The sequence below is a fragment of the Phaeobacter sp. genome, from assembly GCF_022825805.1.
Lineage (GTDB): Bacteria > Pseudomonadota > Alphaproteobacteria > Rhodobacterales > Rhodobacteraceae > Phaeobacter.
The window spans coordinates 1-11,223 of record NZ_JAJDWC010000142.1 but is presented as its reverse complement, the minus strand read 5'-3'; the positions used below and the strand labels follow the sequence as shown (position 1 = coordinate 11,223).

The following is an 11,223-nucleotide window of genomic DNA, read 5'->3' as shown; positions in this document are numbered from 1 at the left end:
CCCGCTTCGACGCGTGCGAACGCAGCAGCCCAAATCTCCAGTCGCCTACGGCTCGTTCCGATTTGGGCTGCTGCGGTACTAACTGAAGCGGACAATTGGCATGTTACCTACACCGGACAATTCAGAATGTTCTCGACAGGGAAAGGTTGGGGAGATTGGAAGGACGCCCTTCTAACAACATCCTTCCCTTTTTGTCAAAGGAACGCACAGTATGACTTTCAGAACACCACCATTTTCAAGAGGAAGCATGTATAGCCTCAGTAATTTTCAAAGCCTATTAGAAGCAAGCTTAGGCATGTCTCTTTTCTCTCTGGCAGCCCCGATCTTCATAGATCATTGGCAGAGACACCTAAACCGTCAGTATGCATGGCGTATCGGAAAGGCACGAGAGTTCATTGATGATCTGAAGGAAGAGCATACAGAGCCCTTTCTTGAGATTAAGGTCGTTGGAGATGGCCTGAATACACAAATTAGAAACGAAATTGACGACTCTCTGAAGAAGTGGCGCAAACTTTCACTCCTAGCATTGGCCGCCATTTTCGCCGTTCTTACGCTCTCCTCCTTTCGGCCAGATCTTGAAATACCCGCCGCCGTGGCGATAGTGGCCATTGTCCTTTTAGCCGCCCCTCTCCCCTGCACTCTAATTTCAAATGCGAGAGTTTTGCGTAAGTATAGCCGCCTAACCGACCAAACTTACTCACCAATTCTTGAACCGTTCGAAGAGGCGGAGCGGATGTTCCTGAAAACTCAGCCTATGCCCAGCATTCTCGACTTGAAACGAAAAAATGAAAGTTTCGATTGGAGAACCTACCAAGAACACAAACGAAAGTGGAACCAAGATCGGAAGAGTTTCATTGACAAGGAACTGGCGTCGAAACAGGATAAAGTAGGCTAACCTATTATATCTATCCATGGCTGCGCCAGTTGAAAGCGCCCGTCCCTTGGCGAGCGGGGTTTCCATTCATTTGAAGCAATCAACCTGTCGTGCCCTTGGAGGACCAGGCGCGTAATGTCATCACTCTCCTCTCTGCTCCCGCCCCTCATCCACTACGGGTTCCACTTCGTGGCGCCGTTTGTCATCGCGCGGCTGCTGTTTGGGCGCGCGCGGTGGTTGGTGGCGGCGGGGCTGATGATAATGGCGAATGTGATTGATGCCGATCACCTGCTGGCGACGCCGATTTTTGATCCGAACCGCTGCAGCATCGGGTTTCATCCGTTGCATTCAGAGCTAGCGGCTGTTGCCTATGCCGCCGCGCTTTTGGTCCCGGACTGGAAAGTCCGGGCGCTGGCGCTTGGCGCGTTGTGGCATCTGGCGACGGATGGGCTGGATTGCGTGATGCAAGGGACCTGGTGACCGGAAAGCCACGAGCGGGACAGTTGAATGCGGGGTGCTGGTAAGCGGCGCTCATGGCTCGCTAGTTTCAGCCCCCGTCGGAACGCTTGCGGAAGCCCGCCTCACTCCCACTTGTAATTGAAGCTGACGGAGACCCGCTCGTCCTCGGCCATGTTGAGCGGCACCTCATGGCGGATGAAGCTCTCCCACAGCAGCACATCGCCGACAGCGGGCGATTGATAAACAAAGGTCTTCAGCTCCTGTCGGCAATCCTTGGTGCGCGGGGGATGGGCCATCATCATGGCGTGGCGGGGGTCTTCGAGCTTGAGCGCGCTGGCGCCATCCGGCATCGACACATAGGTGGTGCCCGAGATCACAGAATGCGGGTGAATGTGGCTGGCGTGGGTGCCGCCTTCTGGCAGGATGTTGATCCAGAGATCTTCCAGAACCAGATTGCGCCCATCCAGATCCAGCTGCAGATCCTCGGCAAAGGCCGCGACATGCAGGTCCAGTGATTTCACCAGATCCGCGAAGATCGGGAACCGCCAGGGCAAATCGGTCAAGGATGCGTAGGACGTGTAGCCGGGATAGCCGTTTTCCTCGCACCAGTCCTGACCCGCATCATCATCCTGGGCGATGACAAAGCAGGAGTTTTCGAGTTCTGCCGCATCGATACTGGGCCCATGTTCGGACAGTGCTGCGCGGTAAAGACGGGTAACGAAGAGTGATTCAATCTGTGCCATGGCTGCGGTTTACCCGATACCCGGCCAAAGTGCGAGATCCGTTGTTTCGCCACCTGCGGGCGCAACTGCCCCTTCCCTTTCGCGGCCACCGGCACGTAAGCTGGCGGAAACAAGGATAAGGGACAAAGACATGCGTTGGATTTTCCGGCTGGTGAGCCATGGCGTGGCCTGTGCGATCGGCTTTGCACTTGGGATTTACACCCTGCCCATCCTCACTGCGCCCGAAGGCCCTGATGCCGCGACGTTGGCTGCGGGTGCAGAAGGGGCCGCCTATACTGCCAGCTTCACCCGCGATCTGGCAGGAAGCGATTTTCTGCATTGGGGCACAGGCAGCATCAGCCTGTCTCCAAGCCGGATCACCCATATGGGAGAACTGGCACCCGGCCCTGACTACAAACTGTATCTCGCACCCGAGTTCGTCGAGGATGAGGCGGGGTTTGAAGCCATCAAAAGCCAGGCGGTCCAGGTCGGAGACGTGAAGATGTTTGAGGGTTTCATTCTTGATGTCCCGGAGGGGATCGACATCAACGGATACAGCACTGTGGTGATCTGGTGCGAAGCGTTCGGCGAGTTTATCACCGCCGCGCAGTACCGTTGAGGGCAGGATCGTTACGCGCACACATCTTAGTGGGTGTGTGCCAGCGGCGTCTATCTGACGGCAGCTAAGCGGGGGTCTCTGGATCGAAAACAACTCAGGTCATACACCCTGGCCATACACTCAGGCCAGACACCCCGGCCATGAAGACCGGGTGGTGCAGAACGAAAAACCCCCGCTGAGCGATCAGCGGGGGTTTCTATTTTCAGATCAGTAGCTGGCGTGAGCCACTTACCAGTCTTCGCGAACCACGACGCGGGTCTTGACCGGCAGTTTCATCGCAGCCAGGCGCAGGGCCTCACGTGCGATGTCATCATTGACGCCGTCGATCTCGAACATCACGCGACCTGGCTTCACTTTGCAGGCCCAGTAATCCACGGAACCTTTACCTTTACCCATACGAACTTCGACGGGCTTGGAGGTGACCGGGGTGTCCGGGAAGATACGGATCCAGACACGGCCCTGACGCTTCATGTGACGGGTCATGGCACGACGAGCAGCCTCAATCTGACGCGCGGTGACGCGCTCAGGAGTGGTTGCCTTCAGGCCATAGGTGCCGAAGTTCAGGTCCGAACCGCCTTTTGCCAGACCGGAGATCCGGCCTTTGTGCATTTTGCGGAATTTAGTACGCTTTGGTTGAAGCATCTCATACCCTCCTTAGCGACGACCGCCTGCACCGCGAGGTGCTGGACCGTCCTGGAGTTCCTGTGCTTTACGGTCACGCGCCTGTGGATCGTGTTCCATGATCTCGCCTTTGAAGATCCAGGTTTTGATCCCGATGATCCCGTAAGGGGTCGAGGCTTCGGCGTGTGCGTAATCGATGTCGGCGCGCAGGGTGTGCAGGGGCACACGACCTTCACGGTACCATTCGGTACGCGCGATTTCAGCACCACCCAGACGGCCAGCGACGTTCACCCGGATACCCAGGGCGCCCATGCGCATTGCGTTCTGAACGGCCCGCTTCATGGCACGACGGAAAGACACCCGGCGTTCCAGCTGCTGAGCGATGGACTCGCCAACCAGCTGTGCGTCGAGTTCCGGCTTGCGCACTTCAACGATGTTGAGGTGCAGCTCGGAGTCGGTCATCGAGGCGATCTTCTTGCGAAGCACTTCGATATCCGCGCCTTTTTTGCCGATGATCACGCCAGGACGTGCGGTGTGAATGGTCACACGGCATTTCTTGTGCGGGCGTTCGATGATCACACGTGCGATGCCAGCCTGCTTGCACTCTTCCTTGATGAAATCACGGATGCGCAGGTCTTCGAGCAGCAGGTCACCATAGTCTTTGGTGTCTGCGTACCAACGGCTGTCCCAGGTACGGTTGACCTGAAGGCGCATGCCGACCGGATTGACTTTATGTCCCATTAGGCTTGCTCCTCAACTTGACGCACCTTGATGGTGATCTCTGAAAATGGCTTCAGGATCTTGCCGAACCGGCCACGGGCACGGGGACGGCCACGCTTCATGGTCAGGTTTTTCCCAACATAGGCCTCGGCGACGATCAGTTCATCGACGTCAAGGTTGTGGTTGTTTTCTGCGTTTGCAATCGCGGACTGAAGGCATTTCTTCACGTCCTGAGCAACCCGTTTGTTGGAGAAAGTCAGATCGGTCAGAGCCTTTTCAACTTTCTTGCCACGGATCATGCCTGCGACCAGGTTCAGTTTCTGCGGGCTGGTGCGAAGCATGCGCAATTTTGCCATTGCTTCGTTGTCAGCCACGCGGCGGGGATTTTTTGCCTTGCCCATGACTTACTTCCGCTTCGCTTTTTTGTCCGCAGCATGACCATAATAGGTGCGAGTTGGCGAATATTCACCAAACTTCTGACCAATCATGTCTTCGGAGACGTTGACGGGAATGTGCTTCTGACCGTTGTACACACCAAATGTCAGACCCACGAACTGGGGCAGAATGGTGGAACGACGCGACCAGATCTTGATGACTTCGTTGCGGCCGGACTCGCGCGCTGCTTCGGCTTTTTTCAGCACGTAAGCATCGACAAAGGGGCCTTTCCATACAGAGCGAGACATATATTAACGCCCCTTCTTCTTGGCGTGGCGCGAGCGGATGATCAGCTTTTGCGACGCTTTGTTTTTGTTGCGGGTGCGCTTACCTTTGGTCGGCTTACCCCATGGGGTCACCGGGTGACGACCACCGGAGGTACGACCTTCACCACCACCGTGTGGGTGATCGATCGGGTTCATAACGACACCACGGACGCTTGGACGCTTGCCCTTGTGGCGCATTCGGCCAGCTTTACCGAAGTTCTGGTTCGAGTTGTCAGGGTTGGACACGGCACCAACGGTGGCCATGCATTCCTGACGGACCAGGCGCAGTTCACCCGAGGACAGGCGGATCTGAGCGTAGCCACCATCACGACCAACGAACTGAGCGTAGGTACCGGCTGCACGGGCGATCTGGCCGCCTTTGCCGGGCTTCATTTCGATGTTGTGAACGATGGTACCGATCGGCATGCCCGAGAATGGCATTGCGTTGCCGGGCTTGATGTCAGCCTTCGCGGAGGCGATGACCTGCTCACCAACAGCCAGACGCTGCGGAGCGAGGATATAAGCCTGCTCGCCGTCTTCGTATTTGATCAGTGCGATGAATGCGGTCCGGTTCGGGTCATATTCGATCCGCTCGACGGTAGCCGCAACATCGAATTTGTTGCGCTTGAAATCGACGATCCGGTAGAGACGCTTTGCGCCGCCGCCACGACGACGTGAAGTGATCCGTCCGGTGTTGTTCCGGCCGCCCGATTTGGTCAGACCCTCAGTGAGAGATTTGACCGGACGCCCTTTCCAAAGCTCCGAACGGTCGATCAGAACCAGCCCACGCTGGCCCGGCGTCGTCGGTTTATACGACTTGAGTGCCATGCTTTCTGTCTTCCGTTTAGCGTGCCAGACCTTAGGTTATTGTCTTTGGTCCGGCTATGTTGAAGGCCCCCGTAGGTGCCTGAGATAAAGGGCCCCAAAGGTCCCCAACTAAGAACATCCCGACAAACGTAACGACCCCGGAACGAATCCGGGGTGGTCAGGATGGCTGGCGTTTAACAGAGTCGGCAGGGGCTGGCAATGGGCATCACACAAACCACAGTTGGCATGCGCCAAAGACACGCGGGTCTTGGGACACCATCGTTCTGTGGTGACCTGTGTTGTGCGGCACAGGTAATCGACGATCGACAACCTACCAACGCAATCTCTGCATATTCTCCGCCGCATGAACAAGCGTTTTCGCAGCCGACCTATCAACGATGCAACCAGCGTTGTGACCACGGCGACCGAGAGTGTGCGATGACCACTGCACCATGGGGGCGCGATAAAACCCGAGACGGCGTGCGCCTGCTCTGCTATGGCAAGAACAGGTCATTTCGGGGAAAAATCGTGTCGATCAGCATTCAGGTTCATGCCTCTGTCGGGCTTTTTGGTGATGTCTTTCTGGGTGAACCCGCACGGGTTTTTCAGGAGGCGGTTTTGGACAACACAGTTGTTGGTGCCTTCAGCTACGTCTCTGTCCGGGCGACCTTTCACAACACAAAGATCGGGCGTTACTGCAGCATTGGTGACAATGTGGCGACCCTGTCCAACCACCCGCTGGACTCTCTGACCACCTCCCCCTTTCCCTATGAAGCTGTGTTTCGCGCGCCGTTTGATGCCGCACCGCTGCACAGCTTTGAAAAGACACCCACGACCACCATCGGCAATGATGTGTGGATCGGGTCGGGCGTTAAGATCATGCCAGGGCTGACCATTGGTGATGGGGCTGTCATCGGCACTGGTGCTGTGGTGACTAAGGATGTGGCACCCTTCACTGTGGTGGCGGGTGTTCCGGCGAAACCGATCAAATCACGGTTTGAACCGGAGGTGATCGCGCGGCTGCAGGAATTGCAGTGGTGGAACTATGAAGTTGTCGGACAGCCCATCAATTGGCGTGACCCGGCTGAAGCTCTGGACACGCTTGAGCAGCGCATTGCAGATGGGACATTCGCTCCACAGGATAATCGGTGGTACAAGATCAGTCGCAAAGAGCATGGGATTCATGGTGATCTTGTGCCAGCACCCGTTTGATCAGCTACTGGCCTGATCAAGTCGCCCGTATCCAAGTGTCAGAACGCAAGGACAGTAGACGACACCCGGCACCTAAACCCGGAGGGAGCCCAAGGCGCGGCGGCGGCGTAGTGGTTCTGAGGTGACGGCTTCGCGCTGCACGAATTGCAGGTGGCCCACGGCCTGTTCGAACGCATCATGGGCGGGTTTCTTTTCCAAGTAATCAGAGATCCGCAAGATGTTGATCGGTTGCGTTTTGATCAGCGTCTTGATGCGCTCCATCGCCTTCATCGTGGAATAGGCATCGATCATCATGCAAGCGGCCTGGGTCGGCGTCAGAAGGTAGTAATCCCATGCACCGCGCGGGGTATAGCGGGCGATGTCAAATGGCGATCCTCCCAGTGCGTGGGACTTTGGCATCAGAATACGCACACCGGTATCTGAATGCTGAAAGCTGCTGCCCGTCACCTGTCGGAAGCCAAGCGGGGCCAGCTTTTCCACCGCATGTTCACGCATGGACCGGCTGAGTACATCCATATCCGCGCGGTCATATTTCAATTCATCAAAGACCGAGATGATCCGCAGCTCCGCATCGGCCAATTTGATGTAGGGATCGCGCTTCAGGCCGACCAACGCCTCGGTCAGCGCGATGTCGACCTCGGGGGGTAGTTCGTCGATCGCACCATTGGTGCTGCCGGTGCCAAGGTCTGCAAAGGCTCTCATCAGCATTCTCATCATTGCAGCCGTTGCCTCCGCTCTGCCTTGCTGTCCAAATGTGTCGGTTCAGCCGACGGGCCGCAGGCCATTGATTTCCTGCCGCGCCACCCGCGCCGTGATGACCAGCGCGATCATCCAGCCTGTGGTCACCGCAATCGCGATGCCAAGCCAAACGCCCCAAACATCCATGTCAAATAGGCCGATCAGCACCCAGACAAAGAAAGCGACACCAAATCCCGGACGGTAGATTGAAATCCACAGGGTCCAGATCGGCCGTTTCATGGCCTGCAGGAAGGAGTTGATCGAAAACAGCATCATGTAAATCGTGAACAGAAAGCTGTCGACGCGCAGATAGCTTTGCCCCACTGCGATCACCTCAGGATCGTCAGTGAACAACGCCATGGCAAACCCACCGCCGAACCACAGGATAGGTGCGGCCCCGATGGTCATCGCCAGACCCAGCTTCCAGCAGAACCAGAGCGCTTCGCGCACCCGCGCATGATCCCCTGCCCCGAAGTTCTGGGCGGCAATCGGCAGCAGGGCGCCGGTCATGCCAAGCACAGGCAACAGGAGGATCTGTTCAATGCGCAGCGCGATCCCATAGGCGGCGATGGCGTGCCCGCCAAATTGGCTGAGCGCGAATTGCACCACAAAGCCGGACACAAACAGCACCGTGAAGGACAGAGATGTGGGCGCCATCTGAACCAGGATCGCCCGGTAAGTGGGCAAATGTGGCCACAGCTCGGCCCAAGACGCGTCCTGCATCACCCGCACGCGCAACACAGCGCGCACCACAAAGAGCATCACCGCGCTCTGCGACACAATCGTTGCAAGCGCAATCCCGTTGAACCCCATTCCAGGCACCACGCCCGGCACGCCGTAGATGAACAGAGGGTTGAGCCCGATGTTCGCCACAAAGGCTCCCATCATGGCCCGTTGCATCGTCACGCTGTCCCCATGGGCCTGCAGCACACCATTGGCCGAAAATGCCAACAAGAACCCCGGCAGCGCAGCCAGCAGCCAATAGAAATACCCGGTCCCTGCGCTGCGATAAGGGCCAGGCTCCGACACCAGCTGGATCAACAATGGTCCGATGGCCGCGCCCAAGCAAATCAGCAAGATCGTTGCCACGATGGCAAAGGACAGCCCCTGCAGGATGAACAAACGGGCCTCGTCATCATCCTTGCGACCGCGCGCGTTGCCCACCAATGCGCCCATGGCAGAGCCGATGCCAAAGCCCACTGACATCATGATGAAAAAGGCCTGAAACCCAATCGACATCCCGGCCTGTGCATCGGTGGAGATCTGACCCGCGAAATACACATCCACGACATTGTAGAGCGTGGAAAACAACATCCCCATCGCAGCAGGCACAGCCAACGTTCGAAAATGCCCCGAGATGGGCCCTTGGGTCAGATCAATATCGCGCATGGTCTCCACCTACGTTGCGGTCAGCCGACGTCAAGCCTACATCACAAATGAAAAGACCCCCCACCATGCGGTGAGGGGTCTGACTGTCGTGTAAGACGGCAAATCTTAGAGTCCGGTGGACACGTCGATTGTGTTGCCTTCTTCCAGGGTCACATAGGCTTTCTTCACGTCCTTGCGACGGCCGATCTGGCCGCGGAAACGCTTGACCTTACCCTTGGTAATAGTGGTGTTGACCGCTTTGACCTTCACACCAAAGAGCGCCTCAACGGCTTCTTTGATCTGGGGTTTGTTGGAGTCGATCGCCACTTCGAAGACCACTGCACCGGTTTCGGATGCCATGGTTGCTTTTTCGGTGATGATCGGCTTGCGGATCACGTCGTAGTGTTCTGCCTTCGCGCTCATTTCAGGCGAGCCTCCAGTGCTTCGACACCTGCTTTGGTGATCACCAGGGTGTCACGCTTCAGGATGTCATAGACGTTTGCGCCCATTGTCGGCAGGATATCCAGACCGTCGATGTTGCGCGCGGCGCGGGCGAAGCCCTCGTTCACGGATGCCCCATCGATGACCAATGCGCGCTTCCAACCCAGGTCCTTGACCTGTTTGGCCAGAGCGGCGGTCTTGCCTTCGGAATCGGCGTTTTCAATAACGACCAGCTCACCCGCTTTTGCTTTGGCGGACAGCGCGTGGCGCAGACCCAGCTTGCGGAATTTTTTGGTCAGATCGTGGCCGTGCGAACGCGGGGTCGGACCTTTGTAGATACCACCTTTGCGGAAGATCGGCGCATTGCGGTCACCGTGACGTGCGCCACCGGTGCCTTTTTGGCGATAGATCTTCTTGGTCGAGTAGGAGGTCTCGGAGCGGGTCTTCACCTTGTGCGTACCGGCCTGCGCGTTGTTGCGCTGCCAGCGCACCACACGGTGCAGGATGTCGGTGCGCGGCTCCAGGCCGAACAGCTCTGCATCCAGCTCGATGTTGCCGGCGGTGCCGCCGTCCAGTTTGATCACATCAAGTTTCATGCTTCACCACCTTCCGCGGAGACTTCTTCCGCTGCAGCTGTCTTCAGAGCCGCCGGGTAAGGCAGACCTTCAGGAGCTTTCTTCTTCACGGCGTCTTTCACGGTGACCCAGCCACCTTTGGAGCCAGGAACGGCGCCTTTGATCATGAGCAGGCCACGATCAGCGTCGGTCTTGACGACTTCCAGGTTCTGTGTGGTCACGCGGGCTGCACCCATGTGGCCGGCCATTTTCTTGCCTTTGAAAACCTTGCCGGGATCCTGACACTGACCGGTCGAACCGTGGGAACGGTGGGAGATCGACACACCGTGCGAGGCGCGCAGACCACCAAAGTTCCAGCGCTTCATCGCACCGGCAAAACCTTTACCGATGGAGGTGCCGGTCACGTCAACTTTTTGACCTTCGAGGAAGTGCTCTGCGGAGATTTCCGCACCCACTTCGATCAGGCCATCTGCAGGCACGCGGAATTCAACCAGCTTGCGCTTGGGCTCAACCTTCGCTGCTGCGAAGTGGCCACGCATGGCTTTCGATACACGCTTGACCTTTGCCGAACCTGCGCCGAGCTGAACAGCGGTGTAGCCGTCTTTTTCCTCGGTGCGCTGTGCGGTCACTTGCAGACCATCCAGCTGAAGAACGGTCACAGGAACCTGCTTGCCGTCTTCCAGGAACAGCCGGGTCATGCCGACTTTCTTTGCGATAATACCAGAGCGCATAGTCATTACCCTCCGATCTTAGGACTGCAGTTTGATTTCGACGTCCACACCAGCGGCGAGGTCGAGCTTCATCAGCGCGTCCACGGTCTGGGGGGTCGGATCAACGATATCCAGGAGCCGCTTGTGGGTGCGGATCTCGAACTGGTCACGAGATTTCTTGTCAACGTGCGGGCCACGCAGAACGGTGAATTTCTCAATCTTGTTCGGCAGGGGGATCGGGCCGCGCACTTGGGCGCCGGTCCGCTTGGCAGTGTTGACGATTTCTTGCGTGCTGGCGTCCAGTACGCGGAAGTCAAATGCCTTCAGCCGGATACGGATATTTTGGCTTTGCATAGTCGTGCCTTTTTCTCAGGCGTTGGGGTTGAGAGGAGGGCACGCGACCACCGCTCACCCTCATCGAACCCAAAAGGCGGGAATCACCCCGCCTCTGCCCCGCAAAGCGGGATGGCGCCGTATACGCCTGTTGAGCCAATGTGACAAGGGGGTTTGGGTGGGAGTGTCGCTAACAAGCGATATGTCCGGTGTAGGTAACATGCGATCTGTCCGGTTTTATCATGTCTCCGAAAGGAGGCGTTATGAAGCGGACAGAAGTGTTACAGGAAGTTCGACTTATGAAGTTCGAAGACGTGTATTCG

16 protein-coding genes are annotated in these 11,223 nt (G+C 57.2%); 4 read left to right on the top strand and 12 right to left on the bottom strand.

Annotation, left to right across the window (positions count from 1 at the left end; genetic code table 11):
- Positions 1-211: 211 nt before the first annotated feature.
- Together Q0C28_RS16380 and Q0C28_RS16375 are read left to right on the top strand one after the other, a co-directional pair.
- Complete coding sequence (locus Q0C28_RS16380) at positions 212-895, top strand: hypothetical protein (protein WP_293577406.1); 684 nt, start codon at positions 212-214, stop codon at positions 893-895.
- A 114-nt stretch (positions 896-1,009) separates the two neighbouring features.
- Positions 1,010-1,354, top strand: a complete 345-nt coding sequence (locus Q0C28_RS16375) for a DUF6122 family protein (protein ID WP_293577404.1) — start codon at positions 1,010-1,012, stop codon at positions 1,352-1,354.
- Between the two features lie 101 nt (positions 1,355-1,455).
- Here Q0C28_RS16375 and Q0C28_RS16370 read toward each other — a convergent pair whose 3' ends face one another.
- Complete coding sequence (locus Q0C28_RS16370) at positions 1,456-2,076, bottom strand: TIGR02466 family protein (protein ID WP_293577402.1); 621 nt, start codon at positions 2,074-2,076, stop codon at positions 1,456-1,458.
- 130 nt (positions 2,077-2,206) lie between these two features.
- Here Q0C28_RS16370 and Q0C28_RS16365 point away from each other — a divergent pair, with 130 nt between their 5' ends.
- Complete coding sequence (locus tag Q0C28_RS16365; protein ID WP_293577400.1) at positions 2,207-2,674, top strand: DM13 domain-containing protein; 468 nt, start codon at positions 2,207-2,209, stop codon at positions 2,672-2,674.
- A 228-nt stretch (positions 2,675-2,902) separates the two neighbouring features.
- Here the strand turns inward: Q0C28_RS16365 and rplP are convergent, their stop codons facing one another.
- The 5 genes from rplP to rplB are packed head-to-tail and all read right to left on the bottom strand — an operon-like array spanning position 2,903 to position 5,544.
- Positions 2,903-3,316 (bottom strand): 50S ribosomal protein L16, encoded by a 414-nt coding sequence (rplP, locus tag Q0C28_RS16360; protein ID WP_014876004.1) that lies wholly within the window; start codon positions 3,314-3,316, stop codon positions 2,903-2,905.
- Between the two features lie 12 nt (positions 3,317-3,328).
- The gene (rpsC, locus tag Q0C28_RS16355; protein WP_293577396.1) at positions 3,329-4,036 is read right to left on the bottom strand and encodes a 30S ribosomal protein S3; all 708 of its coding nucleotides are present in this window, start codon (positions 4,034-4,036) and stop codon (positions 3,329-3,331) included.
- Complete coding sequence (rplV, locus tag Q0C28_RS16350) at positions 4,036-4,416, bottom strand: 50S ribosomal protein L22 (protein WP_008560423.1); 381 nt, start codon at positions 4,414-4,416, stop codon at positions 4,036-4,038. The genes rpsC and rplV overlap by 1 nt, the downstream gene beginning before the upstream one ends.
- Positions 4,417-4,419: 3 nt before the next feature.
- The gene (gene rpsS / locus Q0C28_RS16345) at positions 4,420-4,698 is read right to left on the bottom strand and encodes a 30S ribosomal protein S19 (RefSeq protein WP_005980699.1); all 279 of its coding nucleotides are present in this window, start codon (positions 4,696-4,698) and stop codon (positions 4,420-4,422) included.
- Between the two features lie 3 nt (positions 4,699-4,701).
- A complete protein-coding gene (gene rplB, locus Q0C28_RS16340) occupies positions 4,702-5,544 on the bottom strand; it encodes a 50S ribosomal protein L2 (RefSeq protein ID WP_293577392.1) in 843 nt (280 codons plus the stop codon).
- A gap of 417 nt (positions 5,545-5,961) precedes the next feature.
- Between rplB and Q0C28_RS16335 the strand changes: the two genes are divergently transcribed.
- Positions 5,962-6,735, top strand: a complete 774-nt coding sequence (locus tag Q0C28_RS16335) for a CatB-related O-acetyltransferase (protein WP_293577390.1) — start codon at positions 5,962-5,964, stop codon at positions 6,733-6,735.
- 72 nt (positions 6,736-6,807) lie between these two features.
- Here Q0C28_RS16335 and Q0C28_RS16330 read toward each other — a convergent pair whose 3' ends face one another.
- From Q0C28_RS16330 to rpsJ, 6 genes are all read right to left on the bottom strand, one after another.
- A complete protein-coding gene (locus Q0C28_RS16330; RefSeq protein WP_293577388.1) occupies positions 6,808-7,437 on the bottom strand; it encodes a hypothetical protein in 630 nt (209 codons plus the stop codon).
- 60 nt (positions 7,438-7,497) lie between these two features.
- Positions 7,498-8,862, bottom strand: coding sequence for an MATE family efflux transporter (locus Q0C28_RS16325; protein ID WP_293577386.1), 1,365 nt, complete (start codon positions 8,860-8,862; stop codon positions 7,498-7,500).
- 105 nt (positions 8,863-8,967) lie between these two features.
- A complete protein-coding gene (locus tag Q0C28_RS16320; RefSeq protein WP_024095825.1) occupies positions 8,968-9,264 on the bottom strand; it encodes a 50S ribosomal protein L23 in 297 nt (98 codons plus the stop codon).
- Positions 9,261-9,878 (bottom strand): 50S ribosomal protein L4, encoded by a 618-nt coding sequence (rplD, locus tag Q0C28_RS16315; protein WP_293577384.1) that lies wholly within the window; start codon positions 9,876-9,878, stop codon positions 9,261-9,263. The genes Q0C28_RS16320 and rplD overlap by 4 nt, the downstream gene beginning before the upstream one ends.
- Positions 9,875-10,588, bottom strand: coding sequence for a 50S ribosomal protein L3 (rplC, locus tag Q0C28_RS16310; RefSeq protein ID WP_293577408.1), 714 nt, complete (start codon positions 10,586-10,588; stop codon positions 9,875-9,877). The genes rplD and rplC overlap by 4 nt, the downstream gene beginning before the upstream one ends.
- An 18-nt stretch (positions 10,589-10,606) precedes the next feature.
- Positions 10,607-10,921: a 30S ribosomal protein S10 gene (gene rpsJ, locus Q0C28_RS16305; RefSeq protein ID WP_008563081.1), complete on the bottom strand. Its 315-nt coding sequence runs from the start codon at positions 10,919-10,921 to the stop codon at positions 10,607-10,609.
- Positions 10,922-11,223 lie beyond the last annotated feature (302 nt).

Excerpts from the sequence above, each read along its gene's own strand:
- Q0C28_RS16380 (WP_293577406.1), top strand. The coding sequence starts at position 212 with ATGACTTTCAGAACACCACCATTTTCAAGAGGAAGCATGTATAGCCTC.
- Q0C28_RS16375 (WP_293577404.1), top strand. The coding sequence starts at position 1,010 with ATGTCATCACTCTCCTCTCTGCTCCCGCCCCTCATCCACTACGGGTTC.
- Q0C28_RS16370 (WP_293577402.1), bottom strand. The coding sequence starts at position 2,076 with ATGGCACAGATTGAATCACTCTTCGTTACCCGTCTTTACCGCGCAGCA.
- Q0C28_RS16365 (WP_293577400.1), top strand. The coding sequence starts at position 2,207 with ATGCGTTGGATTTTCCGGCTGGTGAGCCATGGCGTGGCCTGTGCGATC.
- rplP (WP_014876004.1), bottom strand. The coding sequence starts at position 3,316 with ATGCTTCAACCAAAGCGTACTAAATTCCGCAAAATGCACAAAGGCCGG.
- rpsC (WP_293577396.1), bottom strand. The coding sequence starts at position 4,036 with ATGGGACATAAAGTCAATCCGGTCGGCATGCGCCTTCAGGTCAACCGT.
- rplV (WP_008560423.1), bottom strand. The coding sequence starts at position 4,416 with ATGGGCAAGGCAAAAAATCCCCGCCGCGTGGCTGACAACGAAGCAATG.
- rpsS (WP_005980699.1), bottom strand. The coding sequence starts at position 4,698 with ATGTCTCGCTCTGTATGGAAAGGCCCCTTTGTCGATGCTTACGTGCTG.
- rplB (WP_293577392.1), bottom strand. The coding sequence starts at position 5,544 with ATGGCACTCAAGTCGTATAAACCGACGACGCCGGGCCAGCGTGGGCTG.
- Q0C28_RS16335 (WP_293577390.1), top strand. The coding sequence starts at position 5,962 with ATGACCACTGCACCATGGGGGCGCGATAAAACCCGAGACGGCGTGCGC.
- Q0C28_RS16330 (WP_293577388.1), bottom strand. The coding sequence starts at position 7,437 with ATGAGAGCCTTTGCAGACCTTGGCACCGGCAGCACCAATGGTGCGATC.
- Q0C28_RS16325 (WP_293577386.1), bottom strand. The coding sequence starts at position 8,862 with ATGCGCGATATTGATCTGACCCAAGGGCCCATCTCGGGGCATTTTCGA.
- Q0C28_RS16320 (WP_024095825.1), bottom strand. The coding sequence starts at position 9,264 with ATGAGCGCGAAGGCAGAACACTACGACGTGATCCGCAAGCCGATCATC.
- rplD (WP_293577384.1), bottom strand. The coding sequence starts at position 9,878 with ATGAAACTTGATGTGATCAAACTGGACGGCGGCACCGCCGGCAACATC.
- rplC (WP_293577408.1), bottom strand. The coding sequence starts at position 10,588 with ATGCGCTCTGGTATTATCGCAAAGAAAGTCGGCATGACCCGGCTGTTC.
- rpsJ (WP_008563081.1), bottom strand. The coding sequence starts at position 10,921 with ATGCAAAGCCAAAATATCCGTATCCGGCTGAAGGCATTTGACTTCCGC.